This is a genomic window from Streptomyces sp. P13-3-3, assembly GCF_050571355.1.
Lineage (GTDB): Bacteria > Actinomycetota > Actinomycetes > Streptomycetales > Streptomycetaceae > Streptomyces > Streptomyces althioticus.
This window is the reverse complement of the sequence record NZ_CP192228.1, coordinates 4201657-4215589: the sequence shown is the minus strand read 5'-3', so window position 1 is coordinate 4215589 and position 13933 is coordinate 4201657. Positions and strand designations below refer to the sequence as shown.

Annotated in this window: 12 protein-coding genes and 1 pseudogene; 7 read left to right on the top strand and 6 right to left on the bottom strand. The window is 72.7% G+C overall.

Features of this window, described 5'->3' with window-relative positions; translation table 11 throughout:
• Positions 1 to 41: 41 nt before the first annotated feature.
• Both ACQZOG_RS19380 and ACQZOG_RS19375 read right to left on the bottom strand, forming a co-directional pair.
• On the bottom strand, positions 42 to 1205 hold the full coding sequence (locus ACQZOG_RS19380; protein ID WP_430741681.1) for a DUF4190 domain-containing protein: 1164 nt from the start codon (positions 1203 to 1205) through the stop codon (positions 42 to 44).
• A gap of 95 nt (positions 1206 to 1300) precedes the next feature.
• Positions 1301 to 2509, bottom strand: a pseudogene (locus tag ACQZOG_RS19375) (S8 family peptidase); the annotation flags it as partial.
• 392 nt (positions 2510 to 2901) lie between these two features.
• Here ACQZOG_RS19375 and ACQZOG_RS19370 point away from each other — a divergent pair.
• The 3 genes from ACQZOG_RS19370 to ACQZOG_RS19360 all read left to right on the top strand — a co-directional run bounded on the left by ACQZOG_RS19370 (position 2902) and on the right by ACQZOG_RS19360 (position 6979).
• Complete coding sequence (locus ACQZOG_RS19370; RefSeq protein ID WP_430741680.1) at positions 2902 to 4413, top strand: phosphatase PAP2 family protein; 1512 nt, start codon at positions 2902 to 2904, stop codon at positions 4411 to 4413.
• 103 nt (positions 4414 to 4516) lie between these two features.
• On the top strand, positions 4517 to 5818 hold the full coding sequence (locus ACQZOG_RS19365) for a M14 family zinc carboxypeptidase (RefSeq protein ID WP_430741679.1): 1302 nt from the start codon (positions 4517 to 4519) through the stop codon (positions 5816 to 5818).
• 96 nt (positions 5819 to 5914) lie between these two features.
• Positions 5915 to 6979 carry a hypothetical protein gene (locus tag ACQZOG_RS19360; RefSeq protein ID WP_430741678.1) on the top strand — a complete coding sequence of 355 codons (1065 nt, stop codon included), beginning with the start codon at positions 5915 to 5917 and terminating at the stop codon, positions 6977 to 6979.
• 181 nt (positions 6980 to 7160) lie between these two features.
• On the opposite strand, the gene ychF is transcribed toward ACQZOG_RS19360, so the two are convergent.
• On the bottom strand, positions 7161 to 8249 hold the full coding sequence (ychF, locus tag ACQZOG_RS19355; protein ID WP_033272186.1) for a redox-regulated ATPase YchF: 1089 nt from the start codon (positions 8247 to 8249) through the stop codon (positions 7161 to 7163).
• Positions 8250 to 8430: 181 nt separating this feature from the next.
• Between ychF and ACQZOG_RS19350 the strand changes: the two genes are divergently transcribed.
• Positions 8431 to 9117, top strand: coding sequence for a DUF6542 domain-containing protein (locus ACQZOG_RS19350; protein ID WP_359671751.1), 687 nt, complete (start codon positions 8431 to 8433; stop codon positions 9115 to 9117).
• A gap of 6 nt (positions 9118 to 9123) precedes the next feature.
• On the opposite strand, the gene ppgK is transcribed toward ACQZOG_RS19350, so the two are convergent.
• Positions 9124 to 9870, bottom strand: coding sequence for a polyphosphate--glucose phosphotransferase (gene ppgK / locus ACQZOG_RS19345; protein ID WP_033272187.1), 747 nt, complete (start codon positions 9868 to 9870; stop codon positions 9124 to 9126).
• A gap of 75 nt (positions 9871 to 9945) precedes the next feature.
• The gene (locus ACQZOG_RS19340; protein WP_093548195.1) at positions 9946 to 10959 is read right to left on the bottom strand and encodes a 4-hydroxy-3-methylbut-2-enyl diphosphate reductase; all 1014 of its coding nucleotides are present in this window, start codon (positions 10957 to 10959) and stop codon (positions 9946 to 9948) included.
• Positions 10960 to 11045: 86 nt separating this feature from the next.
• On the opposite strand from ACQZOG_RS19340, the gene xseA reads away from it, so the two are divergent.
• The 3 genes from xseA (at position 11046) to ACQZOG_RS19325 (ending at position 13207) form a co-directional block, all read left to right on the top strand.
• Positions 11046 to 12254, top strand: a complete 1209-nt coding sequence (gene xseA, locus ACQZOG_RS19335; protein WP_037641358.1) for an exodeoxyribonuclease VII large subunit — start codon at positions 11046 to 11048, stop codon at positions 12252 to 12254.
• A 10-nt stretch (positions 12255 to 12264) separates the two neighbouring features.
• Complete coding sequence (locus ACQZOG_RS19330) at positions 12265 to 12513, top strand: exodeoxyribonuclease VII small subunit (RefSeq protein ID WP_033272190.1); 249 nt, start codon at positions 12265 to 12267, stop codon at positions 12511 to 12513.
• 103 nt (positions 12514 to 12616) lie between these two features.
• Positions 12617 to 13207 carry a malonic semialdehyde reductase gene (locus tag ACQZOG_RS19325; protein WP_033272192.1) on the top strand — a complete coding sequence of 197 codons (591 nt, stop codon included), beginning with the start codon at positions 12617 to 12619 and terminating at the stop codon, positions 13205 to 13207.
• Positions 13208 to 13286: 79 nt separating this feature from the next.
• Here the strand turns inward: ACQZOG_RS19325 and ACQZOG_RS19320 are convergent, their stop codons facing one another.
• Positions 13287 to 13793, bottom strand: a complete 507-nt coding sequence (locus tag ACQZOG_RS19320) for a DUF4245 domain-containing protein (RefSeq protein WP_193455676.1) — start codon at positions 13791 to 13793, stop codon at positions 13287 to 13289.
• Positions 13794 to 13933 lie beyond the last annotated feature (140 nt).

Below are 13933 nucleotides of genomic sequence, written 5' to 3'. Positions count from 1 at the left end.
GAGGGCTTTACGCAGGCACTTTCTCCCCGCTATGGAGGCGCTCACACCTCCATCTCACCGGCTTCCGGCTCCCGCTCGACCTCCTCGTCGTAAGCGGGCGGTGAAGTGGCCAGCCCCAAAGCTTCGCGCACGGTGATCGACAGGGAGGGGTCGGTCGCCTCCCAGGCCTCCTCCTCGCGGATCCAGTACGCGTCCGGGTCGGCCGTACCCGCCGCGCGCCCCCAGGCGACCCGCGCCTCGACCAGGTCGGCGACCAGTTCGTCCACCGGCTCCCGCGCCCGCTCCGGCCACGTGTGCGCGCGCAGCAGCCGCACCTGCTCGGTGACCGCCTCCTCGACCTGCCCGGCCCACTCCCGGTCGTCGCTGACGTCGTCGTCGAAGGAGTCGGACGCGGGCACCTCGTCCAGCGCGACGTTGAGCACCTCGGCGGCCTCCAGGTAGGCCAGCTGATGGGCGTCGAGGGTGGTCGCGTCGCTGCGCAGCGACCCGCTGAAACGGGTCCCGTCCTCCTGGCCGAGCACGCAGGCGACGGAGCGGTCGCCGAAGCCCCAGCTCTGCTCGGACGGGGCGAAGTAGTAGACGGCGATCTCCTCCGGCAGGGACCAGCCGTCCATGACGTAGGCGCTCCGCCGCTCGTAGCAGCGGTCCTCGCTCAGCTCGACGAGGCTGTCGTCGCCGGGGAAGTCGCTCCCGGGGACGGAGACGAGAGCGAAGACCTCGCCGTCGTGCTCGTCGGCGCAGGGCACCTTGTGGGCCTTGACGGTCCAGCCCTCCAGTCCGCCGGGCGAGGTGAAGCAGTCGCCCTTGCGCAGGGACAGGACGCTGTCGGAGCGCGCGCCCTCCTGGAAGCCCTCCCAGAACGCCGCCGCGCCACCGGTGACGAGCGCGACCGTCCACAGCACCAGCCCGAGCGAGGACAGCGTGACGCCGGCGACCGCCATGCCCTTCCCCCGCTCGCCCCGCCGTTTGATCTGGAGCAGCGCGATCACGCCGAGCACGAGCCCCACGGCGGGCAGGAAGCACAGCACTCCGAAGACCAGGGCTGCGATGGCGACACCGTTGACGGCGGCGGGCGGCCGGGGCCCGTACGGGCCGTAGGGGAAGTACGGCCCGGGACCGGGCGGGCCCTGGTGGGGGAAGTGCGGCGGCTGGGCGCCGCCTTCGAACTGCGGCCCGGCGGGCGGAGGTATCGACACGACGCGCATCGTAAGCGGACGGTGACGGGCCCCGCCCCCGGGGATGCCTCCCGGGGGCGGGGCGCCGGTCCGCGGACCGGCCGGAGCCGGCACCTGCGTGCTCAGCCCACGTACAGCAGGCGGTTCGGCGAACCGCTGCCCGGGCTGGTGACCACGCCGGTGGTGGCGGACGAGGTCAGCGCGGACGAGACCTGCGCCGGGGTGGCCGACGGGTTGCCGGCCAGGTACAGCGCGGCGGCGCCGGCGACGTGCGGGCTGGCCATCGAGGTGCCGGAGATGGTGTTGGTGGCCGAGTCGCTGGTGCGCCAGGTGGAGGTGATGGAGGAACCGGGCGCGAACAGGTCCACCACCGAGCCGTAGTTGGAGTAGCTGGCGCGGGCGTCGGAGGACGTGGTCGCGCCGACCGTGATCGCCTCGCTCACCCGGGCCGGGGACTTGGTGGAGGCGTTGGTCGACTCGTTGCCGGCCGCGACGACGAAGGTGACGCCGGCGGCGATGGCGTTGCGGACGGCCGCGTCGAGCGTGCTGTCCGCGCCGCCGCCGAGCGACATGTTGGCGACGGCGGGCTTGACCGCGTTGCGCGCCACCCAGTCGATGCCGGCGACGACCTGGGCGGTGGTGCCCGAGCCGGAGTTGTTCAGGACGCGGACGCCGACGATCTTCGCCTTCTTGGCGACGCCGTACGCGCTGCCCGCGACGGTGCCGGCGACGTGGGTGCCGTGGCCGTTGCCGTCCTGGGCGACGTTGTCGCGGTCGACGGCGTCGTAGCCGTTGGAGGCGCGGCCGCCGAAGTCGTTGTGGCTGATCCGGACGCCCGTGTCGATGATGTACGCCGTCACGCCCTGCCCGGCCGAATCCGGGTAGGTGTAGGCGCTGTTGACCGGACGGTTGCGCTGGTCGATGCGGTCCAGGCCCCAGGAGGGCGGGTTGGACTGGGTCGCGGAGATGGTGAACGTGCGGTTCTGGACCACCGAGGCGACGGCCGGGTCGGCGGCGAGGCGCTTGGCCTCGGCCTCGGAGGCCTCGATCTCGTAGCCGTTGAGCGCCTTGGAGTAGGTGCGCTCGACGGCGGCGCCGTACTTCTCGGCCAGGGCGCGGCCCTTGGCGGTGGTCGAGCGGGCCGCGTCGGCCTTCAGGGTGACGATGTAGCTGTCGGCGACGGCGTTCGCGGCGCCCGCGTACTGGATGCGGCCTTCGGGTGCGGCCGGGGCGGCCCCCGCGGGGAGTGCGGAGACCAGGCTCGCGACGAGGGCCGCGGAGGCCGCGGCGCCGAGGACGGCCAGTCTTCGCCGGGGGTGACGCATCACTGCCATGGAGGGTTCCTCCTCAATCGGTGGTGCGCGTTCGTGTGGGGGGTGGTGCGGTGACGCAGGGGCGCACGGCTCCTTTATGTCGGGAGCATGACAAGGTCGGCCGCCGCGTCCGGGTGCGTCAGCCGAAAGATTGAGGGTTCCACAGGAATTCCACAAGAGTGCCTCGGCGACCTACGGACCTCGCCGTTCCGATTCGGACACCGGCACCGCGACCCCACCGCGCACCGACGTCCGGCACGGAGACGGCACAGCCGACCCATGGACTCCCCGTCCACCCCCGTTAACATGTTCGAACTCACGACGGATGTCCTCATTCACCGGCTGTCCACCGGAAGACCCTGCCCTCCCGCGCGATGCGCCACTTGCCCGCACCCGAATCACCAGGCGACCACTTGATGACCGAACCCACTCGAATACCGCCGCGGGACGACGACCGCGGGACGCAGCCCGCCCCGTGGCGCCGGCCCCGCGTGGTCCTGTGGACCACGGCGGGCGTGGTGACCCTGGGCTTCCTCGTCGCCCTGGAGATCGTGGCGCGCGGCTACGGCTTCTCGGGACCGATCACCGAGCAGTCGCGGGAAGTGATCTTCGCCCCCGAGTCGGGTCCGCTGCTCTACGGCGGCCTGGCGCTGACGATGGTGGTGCTCACCTGGCGGCAGCGGCTGATCGCCCTGGGGATCGCGGCGGGCGTGGACGTCGCGTTCTTCCTGGTGCGGTGGGCGCTCGACGCCGACATGAACTTCGGCAACGGCGCGCTGTGGGTGGTGCTGGGCGTCGCGGTCCTCGGCGTCACGCGCCGCACCGGGCGGGAACGGCTGCTGCTGCTCAAGGGCACCGGTCTCGGCCTGCTGCTGGTGGCGGGCCACAAGACCGGCGACACCTGGCTGCTCATCACCTCGAAGACCCGCGCGACCGTCCTCGACGCCTACGTGGCCGCCGCCGACCACGCACTCGCCGACCCGTCGTGGCTGGTGGGCCGCTTCCTGAACGCGACCGCCCCGGTCAGCACGGGCATCCTGCACGTGGTCTACGGCCAACTCCCGCTCGCCGCCGCCCTCGTCGGCCTCTACCAGCTGCGCCGGGTGGCGGTGGACCGCCGCTTCCCCGCCCATCACCTGGTGCGCACCTTCCTGGTGATCGGCCTGTTCGGCCCCGCGATCTACATGATCTTCCCGGTCGTCGGCCCCGTCTACGCGTACGGCGCGGAGGGCGGCGCCTGGGCGACGGCGAACATCTGGCCGGACATCCTGCCGCCGGTCACCGACCCGCAGCCGATCCCGTTCGACGGCATCACCCCGCGCAACTGCATGCCCAGCCTGCACACCGCGTGGGCGGTCACCCTCTTCGTCCACTCCCGTGACGGCTCCCGGGCGATGCGCTGGGCGGGCACCTTCTGGCTGGCCGGCACCCTCACGGCGACCCTCGGCTTCGGCTACCACTACGGCGCCGACCTGCTCGCCGGTGTGGTCTTCGCCCTGACCATCGAGACGGCGATGCGCTGCTCCGCCCACGGCTGGGACCGCGCGTGCGTCCGCATGGTCGCCCTCGGCACGGCGGTCTTCGCCGCCCTGCTGGCCTCGTACCGCTGGCTCCCCACGGAGATGGCCGCCCGCCCCTGGCTCTACGGCCCGCTCCTGCTGCTGGTGACGGGCGCGGTGATCTACGCGTACGTCCGGACGGCGCGGTCGGCACGGACGGCACGCGACCGCGCACCGAAGGCGGAGGTGCCGGGGCAGCGGCCGGCGCCGGACGACTCGACGGAGGCGGGGGAAACGGCCGAAGCGGCGGAAGCGACGGAGGCGGTGGGAGCGGCGGAAGCGGTGGGGGCCGCTGGAGCCGCGTCCACCGGGACCGGCGACTCCCAGGACCCCGGCGCGACGGGCGCCAGGCCCGAGCTGGTCTGAGTCGGATCCTCAACCGACTTGCCGCAAGGGCGTGTTGACAAGCACGGCCCGACCCGCGAACGTCCGGTTCTGCCCCCATCGGCGCCCGCAGGAGGAACGGCCCATGACGTCCGACCGCTACCTCACGGTCGCGGAGGTCTCGGCAGCGGCGCGGCGGCTGGTCACCCGGTACCCGGGGCCCGGCCGTCTGCGCCGTGTCGGCACGTCCCGCGCGGGACGTCCGCTGGAGATGCTGTCCGTCGGGCACGGTCCCGCGCACGTCCTGGTGGTCGCCCGTCCGCACCCCGACGAACCGGTCGGCGCCGTCACCGCGCTCGCCCTGGCCGAACGGGTGGCACGCGGCGACGGGCCCACCCCGGCGACCGATCCGGCGCGCGTCACCTGGGACGTCGTGCTGTGCCTCGACCCGGACGGGGCGGCGCTGAGCGACGGCCTCGAGGAGGCGACGGCCGGTCCCGCGCCCGCCCTGGAGCGTTACTTCCGCACCGCGTTCCGACCGGTCGCGGCGGAGCAGCCCGAGTGGGCGCCGATGGAGTCGGCCCGCCTCCCGGAGAGCGGGGCCCTGTTCGACCTGATCGACGCCCGGCGGCCGGTCCTCCAGTGCTCCCTGCACGGCATCGAGGCCGGCGGCGCCTTCGCCCAGCTGACGGACGGCCTGCCGGGGTTCGCCGAGCGCTTCCACACGGCGGCCGCCGGCCTTTCCGTCCCGGTGCAGCACGGCACCTTCGACGCCCTGTACTGGGAGAACCCGGCCCCCGGCGTCCATGTCCTGCCCCCGCCGGAGAGCGCGGGGCGGCTCGCGGCCGGTTCCGAGAACATCGGCCGGTCCACATGGTGCGCGCCCCGGCGGTACGGCGGTGTCACCGCGATCGTCGAGGTGCCGATGTGGGCGAGCGCCCTGGCCGACGATCCCTCCCCGCACCCCGACGCCGTACGCACCCTGCGCGGGCTGTCCCGGCTGGTGCGGGACGGGGGTGAGCAGGTGACCGCGATTCTCGACAAGGCGCGCGGCTTCCTGCCGCCACCCGAGGAGAGCGCGGCCCGGCGCGTGCTGGAGTGGATGGCGGGCGGTCTGTACGACCTGGTCGCCGAGTCGTGGCAGCCGTTGGCACGGCGGGCGGCCGAGGGCGGGGAGCACCTCACCACGGCGCAGGTCTTCGCCCTGGACGTGGTGGCCCGCCGCCAGCCGCTGCGCGCGGCCGGGCTGCTGCTACGTCTGCTGTCGGAGTCCGCCGACCCCGCCGCGCCCGCGCTCCACGACGAGCTGCACGCCCTGTTCACGGCCTGGTGCGAGGACTTCACCCGCGCCCTGGGCCTGCGCTGGGTACCGGTGCGCGACCAGGTGGACCTCCAGGCGCGCACGGTCCTGGCGGCGGCGGAGTGTGCGGTGCGCTCCGCGCGCTGAGCGGGACCGTCGTACGGGTGGCACCCCGCGGGGCCGCGATTATCGTGGTCGGCGGGGGGCCCGACCGGGTCCCGGTATCCGTCGAGCGAGGTCGCCATGAGCGGACCGGCCACCACCGCGGCCGAAGGCACCATGGGCAGCGGCTACGGCCGTCACTCCCGCGTCCAGCACCGCGCCGCCGACCACGGCATGCCCCTGCTGCTCCGCGCCCTGGAGGCCGTCCCCCTCCCCGTCGACGGCGCGCCCTTCCGGGCGGCGGACCTCGGCGTGGCCGCGGGGACGAACTCCCTGGACCCGATGCGCACGGTGGTGGAAGGCGTCCGCGCCCGGACCGGCGAGAACACACCGGTGGCGGTGGTCCACACGGACATCCTGACGAACGACTTCAACACCACGTTCGCCACGATCATGGACACCCCCGGCTCGTACGCCCACGAACCGGAGGTCCACGTCCACGCCCAGGCCCGTTCCTTCTACGAGCCGCTCTTCCCGCCGGGCGACCTGCACCTGGCGTGGAGCTCGATCGCGGTGCACTGGCTGTCCCGGGTGCCTGCGCCCGTCCCGGACCACGTCTTCTCCACGCGGGCCACGGGCGCCGTCCGCGAGGCGCTGCGGGAGCAGTCCCGTGTCGACTGGGAGAGGTTCCTCGCGCACCGGGCCCGGGAACTGCGCCCCGGCGGTCAGCTGGTCGTCCTCGGCGGAGCGGCGGCGGACGACGGTGCGAGCGGGGCGGAGGCCCTGATGGACACGGCGGACGCGGCACTCCGGGAGCTGACGTCCGAGGGCCTGATCACGCGGGACGAGTACGAGCGGATGACGATCCCGACGTGGAACCGCACGCGGGAGGAGTTCCTGGCCCCGTTCGGGTCGGGCCCGCCGGCGTCGCCCCTCCGCCTGGAGGAGTCCGACCTGATCCGCCTCCCCGACATCCACCTGGACCGCTTCCACGAAACGGGAGACGCCGGCGGCTTCGCGGACGCGGTGACGGCCTTCTTCACGGCGGCGTTCACCCCGTCCCTCCTGAGCGCCCTCGACCCGACGACGGACGTCGAGAGGGTCGCCGACGCCTTCACCACCACCCTCCACGACCGCGTCAGGTCGGCCCCGGAGGACGTGGAGACGCACTGGCACGTGATGGCGCTGCGGGTGGGGCGGGTGTGAGACGCGGGGGGCCAACGCGAGTGTCAGTAACTTTGATGTGAGTGAGATCTGGCGGGGACGCAGACGCGCGGTGTGTGGAGGGTCGGCCGCCTCTGCCACGGCGACGGGGCCGGCCCTCGGTCGGGCCGGCCCCGTTAGGCCTGGCTGTGCTCGGCGGGCGGAGAAGTAGGCCCGGCGGCGGTCACACGTTGAAGCGGAACTCCACCACGTCCCCGTCCTGCATGACGTAGTCCTTGCCCTCCATGCGGGCCTTGCCCTTCGCTCGGGCCTCGGCGACCGAGCCGGACTCGACCAGGTCCTCGAAGGAGATGACCTCCGCCTTGATGAAGCCCTTCTGGAAGTCGGTGTGGATGACACCGGCGGCCTCGGGGGCGGTGGCGCCCTTCTTGATGGTCCAGGCGCGGGACTCCTTGGGGCCGGCCGTCAGGTAGGTCTGGAGGCCGAGCGTGCGGAAGCCGACGTGCGCGAGGGTGGCGAGGCCGGGCTCCTCCTGGCCGACGGACTGGAGCAGCTCCAGCGCCTCGTCCTCGTCCAGCTCGGCGAGGTCCGCCTCCAGCTTGGCGTTGAGGAAGATCGCCTCGGCGGGGGCGACCAGTTCGCGCTGCTCGTTCTTGAAGTCCTCGTCGGTCAGCTCGTCCTCGTCGACGTTGAAGACGTAGAGGAAGGGCTTGGTGGTGAGCAGGTGCAGGTCGTGGAGGAGCTCCGCCCGCTCCGTGCCCTGGACGATGCCCTGCGAGAACAGCGTGTCGCCCTTCTCCAGGATCTCCTTGGCCTCTTCGACGGCCTTGACCTTGGGCGCGACGTCCTTCTTGATCCGCGACTCCTTCTGGAGACGCGGGAGGACCTTCTCGATGGTCTGGAGGTCGGCGAGGATCAGCTCGGTGTTGATCGTCTCGATGTCGTCCTTCGGCGAGACCTTGCCGTCGACGTGCACGACGTTCTCGTCCTTGAAGGCGCGGATGACCTGGCAGATCGCGTCGGACTCGCGGATGTTCGCGAGGAACTTGTTGCCCAGGCCCTCGCCCTCGGACGCGCCGCGCACGATGCCGGCGATGTCGACGAAGTCGACCGTGGCCGGGAGGATCCGCTGCGAGCCGAAGATCTCCGCCAGCTTGGTCAGCCGGGGGTCGGGGACGCCGACGACGCCCACGTTCGGCTCGATCGTGGCGAACGGGTAGTTGGCCGCCAGCACGTCGTTCTTGGTCAGGGCGTTGAACAGGGTCGACTTGCCGACATTCGGCAGACCGACGATTCCGATCGTGAGCGACACGTTGCGACTTCCCGTACGTGAGGAGGGGGGCGAGGGCCGGCCGAGCGGCCGGCGTGGACCGATCCACCAGTCTACGGCGTGCCCGCGACCGAGCCGCCGCTGTGTCGAACGCCCGGCCGACGACCGGATCCCGGCGTGTCTGACGGGCTGCCGGACACATAAAACGACCTAAGTTGGTCCAGTGGAGCAACACAGGACGCGACCCGCCCAGCACGGACCGCGACGCGAGCCGGCGCCTGGCCCGTCGGGGACCCCCCGGACGTCACGGCCGCACGGCCCTCCCCTGCCCCCGCAGGCGGGACGGGCGGCGGGCGGCGGGGTCGCCCGGTCCCCGCGCGCCCAGCGGCCCCCGCGACCGCCCGGACGCCGGCCCGCTCCCCCGCCGCCCAAGCGGCGCGTGCCGGGGCCCCGGCTCACCGGGTTGGGCGGCGGTCTGTTCTGCGCGGCCGTGATGCTGGCGCTCGGGCTGCTCACCGAGGCGCTGTTCGGCGCCTCCCTGACCGTCTACGGGGTGCTGTTCCTGCCGGTGTGCGTGCTGACCGCGCTGTGGGTGCGCGAGGGGGACCTGCTCATCGCGCCCGTCGTGGTGCCGATCGCCTTCGCGGTGGGTCTGGTGCCCGTCGCCGACGAGGGCGGCGGGAGCGTGCCTGACCGGCTGATGGGCATGGTGACCGGCCTCGCCACCCAGGCCGGCTGGCTCTACGGCGGGACGCTGCTGGCGGGCGCGCTGGTGCTCGTCCGCCGGGTGCGCCGGGTGCGGCGGGCCAGAACCGCGGGCCGTCGCCCCGCCCCGGACCGGGCGGGCAAGGCGCCGGTCCGGGGGAAGGCCAAGGCGCCGGCCCGTGGGGCGGGCAAGGCACCCGCCTGAGCCTCCCTACACCCCCGTGGCGGCCCGCATCGCCGCGCCCACGATGCCCGCGTTGTTCTGCAGGTGGGCCGGGACGATCTCCGCCTTGATGCCCTCCAGCTTCGGCAGGAACTTGTGCGCCTTGCGGCTGACGCCGCCGCCGATCACGAACAGCTCGGGCGAGAACAGCATCTCGACGTGGGCGAGGTACTTCCGCACGCGGCGCGCCCACTCGTCCCACGACAGGTCGTGGTCCTCCTTGGCCTTGGTGGCGGCCCGCTTCTCCGCGTCGTGGCCCTTCAGCTCCAGGTGGCCCAGCTCCGTGTTGGGGACGAGGACGCCGTCCACGAAGAGGGCGCTGCCGATGCCGGTGCCGAAGGTCAGCACGATCACCGTGCCCTTGCGGTGGCGTCCGGCGCCGAAGTGCATCTCGGCGACGCCGGCCGCGTCCGCGTCGTTGAGGACCGTCACGGGCAGGCCGCCCAGGCGGTCGCCGAGCAGCACCCGCGCGTCGGTGTCGATCCAGCTCTTGTCGACGTTGGCCGCGGTGCGGATCGTGGCGCCGTCGGTGACGACTCCGGGGAAGGTGACACCGACCGGGCCGGTCCAGCCGAAGTGGTCGACGACCTGCTTCACCCCGTCGGCCACCGCGTCGGGCGTGGCCGGGTGCGGGGTGAGGACCTTGCAGCGCTCTTGCGCCAGGTCCCCCTTGTCGAGGTCGACCGGGGCGCCCTTGATGCCGGATCCGCCGATGTCCACGCCGAAGATCTCCATGGCACCACGTTACGACGACCGGGGGAAGCCCACCGGTCGTCGTGGCGGCAACCGCCCCTGAGGGCGGGCGATGTGCTAGGCGTCGCTGCCCGCGCCGCCCCGCTCGGCCACCAGCGCGGCGGCCTCCTCGCGCAGGTCGCGGCGGAGCTCCTTCGGCAGGGAGAAGGTGATGGACTCCTCGGCCGCCTTGACGATCTCCACGTCCTCGAAGCCGCGCTGCGACAGCCACTCCAGGACCTGCTCGACCAGCACGTCCGGCACCGAGGCGCCCGAGGTCACGCCGACCGTGGTGACGCCCTCCAGCCAGGCCTCGTCGATCTCGTCGGCGAAGTCCACCAGGTACGCCTCGCGGGCGCCGGCCAGCTTGGCGACCTCGACGAGCCGCTTGGAGTTGGAGGAGTTGCGGGAGCCGACGACGATCACCAGGTCCGCCTCGGCGCCCATCTGCTTCACCGCGAGCTGGCGGTTCTGCGTGGCGTAGCAGATGTCGTCGCTGGGCGGCGAGATCAGCTGGGGGAACTTCTCCTTGAGGGCGTCGACGGTCTCCATGGTCTCGTCGACGCTGAGCGTGGTCTGGGAGAGCCAGACGACCTTGGACGGGTCGCGGACCTCGACCTTCTCCACGTCGCCGGGGCCGTCGACCAGCTGGATGTGGTCGGGGGCCTCGCCGGAGGTGCCGATGACCTCCTCGTGGCCCTCGTGGCCGATGAGGAGGATGTCGTAGTCGTCGTTGGCGAACCGGACGGCTTCCTTGTGGACCTTGGTGACCAGCGGGCAGGTGGCGTCGATGGTGGCGAGGCGGCCGCGCTCGGCCTCCTCGTGGACGACGGGGGCCACGCCGTGCGCGGAGAACATCACGATGTTGCCCGGGGGCACCTCCTCCGTCCGCTCGACGAAGATCGCGCCCTTCTTCTCCAGGGTCTGCACGACGTACTTGTTGTGCACGATCTCGTGCCGTACGTAGACGGGAGCCCCGTACTGCTCGAGGGCCTTCTCGACGGCGATCACGGCGCGGTCCACCCCCGCGCAGTAGCCCCGGGGGGCGGCGAGCAGGACACGGCGGCCAGTCGAAGCGGTCATGCGTCCCATCGTACGGGCCGTGTCCGCGGGGTCCGGGCACGGTGCGCCGTCGGTGGCGGCGCACCGGTGTCGGCGGGGCGCACTACGCTCGCGGCATGGCTGTGAACACGTCCGCGGAAGCCCCCCTGCCGGTGGGAGAGGTGTCGCGGCTCATCGGCGGGTGGATCGACCGGCTCGGCGCGGTGTGGGTGGAGGGGCAGATCACCCAGCTGTCGCGGCGTCCGGGCGCGGGCGTGGTGTTCCTGACGCTGCGCGACCCGTCGTACGACATCTCGGTGGGGGTGACCTGCTACCGGCAGGTGTTCGACGCCGTCGCGGACGTCGTGAGCGAGGGCGCGCGGGTGGTCGTGCACTGCAAGCCGGAGTGGTACGCGCCCCGGGGTCAGCTGTCCCTGCGGGCCGCGGAGATCCGCCCGGTCGGGGTCGGGGAGCTGCTGGCGCGGCTGGAGCAGCTGAAGAAGTCGCTGACGCGGGAGGGGCTGTTCGCGCCGGAGCGGAAGAAGCCGCTGCCGTTCCTGCCGCAGCTGATCGGGCTGGTGTGCGGGCGCGCGTCGGCGGCCGAGCGGGACGTGCTGGAGAACGCGCGGCACCGCTGGCCCGCGGTCCGCTTCGAGGTGCGGAACGTGGCGGTGCAGGGGGTGCACGCGGTGCCGCAGGTGGTCCAGGCCGTGAAGGAGCTGGACGCGCTCGAGGACGTGGACGTGATCGTCGTCGCGCGGGGCGGGGGCAGCGTGGAGGACCTGCTGCCGTTCTCCGACGAGCAGCTGGTGCGGGCGGTGGCGGCCTGCCGTACGCCGGTCGTGTCGGCGATCGGGCACGAGCCGGACAGCCCGCTGCTGGACCTGGTCGCGGACCTGCGTGCCTCCACGCCGACCGACGCCGCCAAGAAGGTGGTGCCGGACGTCGGCGAGGAGTACGAGCGGGTGCGGATGCTGCGGGACCGCGCGCGCCGCTGTGTGGGCGCCCTGCTGGAGCGGGAGGAGCGAGGACTGGCGCACGCGCTGGCCCGGCCGTCGATACAGGACCCGCACCGGATGATCGACGCGCGCGCCGAGGAGGTCTCGATGCTGCTGGACCGGGGCCGACGGGCGCTGCGCCACCAGCTGGACCGGGCGGACTCCGAGCTGACGCACACGCACGCACGCGTGGTGGCCCTCTCCCCCGCCGCCACGCTGAAGCGGGGGTACGCCGTGCTCCAGCGGGAGGACGGGCACGCGGTGCGCGCGCCGGACGAGGTGGAGGCGGGCGAAGTGCTCCGGGCACGGGTGTCCGCGGGCGAGTTCACGGTACGGGTCGATACATAGGGTGGGCGGAATGACCGGAAAGACGGAGCAGACGGCGGTGGCCGAGGCGCTCGGCTACGAGCAGGCGCGGGACGAGCTGATCGAGGTCGTGCGCCGCCTGGAGGCGGGCGGTACGTCGCTGGAGGAGTCGCTCGCGCTGTGGGAGCGGGGCGAGGAGCTGGCGAAGGTGTGCCGGCGCTGGCTCGACGGGGCGCGGGCCCGGCTGGACGCGGCCCTTGCGGAGGAGGAGCAGGGGGAGGCGGACGACGGCGAGAAGTAGGCTGTTGAACATTGAACTTCATAGAGGTACTCTCGGTGCGGTAAACCGGACCGCGGTCCGCTAATGCCCCTACGGACCGCCGTATCCCCGATGAGGTTCACGCATGTCTCTCGTTCTCGACTCCGCCGCTCAGGACCTGCTGTTCCGCGAGGCGCGCACCGCCAACACGTTCACCGACGAGCCGGTGACCGACGAGCAGGTGCGGGCGATCTACGAGCTGGTCAAGTTCGGCCCCACCTCCATGAACCAGTCGCCGCTGCGCGTCACGCTGGTCCGCTCCCCCGAGGCGCGGGAGCGCCTGGTGCAGCACATGGCGGAGGGCAACCGTCCGAAGACGGCCGTGGCGCCGCTCGTCGCGATCCTGTCCGCGGACAACGAGTTCCACGAGGAGCTGCCGCAGCTCTTCCCGCACTTCCCGCAGGCCAAGGACGCCTTCTTCGGCGAGCGCCCGGTCCGCGAGGCCTCCGCCGCGCTGAACGCCGCCCTCCAGGCCGCGTACTTCATCATCGGCGTGCGCGCCGCCGGTCTGGCCGCCGGTCCGATGACCGGCTGCGACATGGAGGGGATCCGCAAGGAGTTCCTCGACGACGACCACACCCCGCTGATGGTCGTGAACATCGGCCGCCCCGGCCCCGACGCCTGGTTCCCGCGCAGCCCGCGCCTGGACTACGAGCAGGTCGTCACCACCGTCTGAGCCCGAGCGGCCCGGCACGCAGGGGCGGGGCCCCGGATCGTCCGATCCGGGGCCCCGCCCCTGTGCGTGTGCGCGCCGGTCACTCCGTGCGCAGCGCCTCCGCCAGCTTCGCCATCTCCGCGAAGGACGCCGTGCCGGTCACCACGGTCGTCGAGCCCGGGGTGTCCTCCAGCACCAGGGCGTCGTACTGCTCACCCTCGTACCGCGTCCAGGTCTTGCCGTCGATGCGCTGCGTCGAGCCGGTCTCCTCGGCTCGCTGCGTCTTGTCCTCGATGAAGTTCCTGCGCTTGCCCGCGGACTGCTCGACCGCCGCGTACTCCCCCTCGGGGGTGCGGAAGCCCAGGTGCCAGGCCTCGTCCTCGGCGCCGCGGTAGCGCACGGAGGTGGGCTTCCAGGCCTCGGGCAGCCCCTCCGGCGCGGCCACGGGGTAGGAGGCGGCGCGGCGGGCGGTCAGCAGGTCGACGCGGTAGTCGACGCGCTTGATCTCGGGCTCACCGTCCGTGTGCGGGATGAACAGCCACACCACTCCCGCCGCGAGCACGATGAGGGCCAGGGAGAGAACCATGTCCCTGGCGGTCTTCTGCATGCTGTTTCCTGCCACGCCCCCTATCGTCGCAGGTGCCCGGAGCGCTCATCCGTGGGGTCCCCTGCTCATTTTGTCTGCCTGGCGATAGAGTCATGGCCACACCCTCATCCGGCCGTCGTCGTACAGAAAGGTGCGCTCCG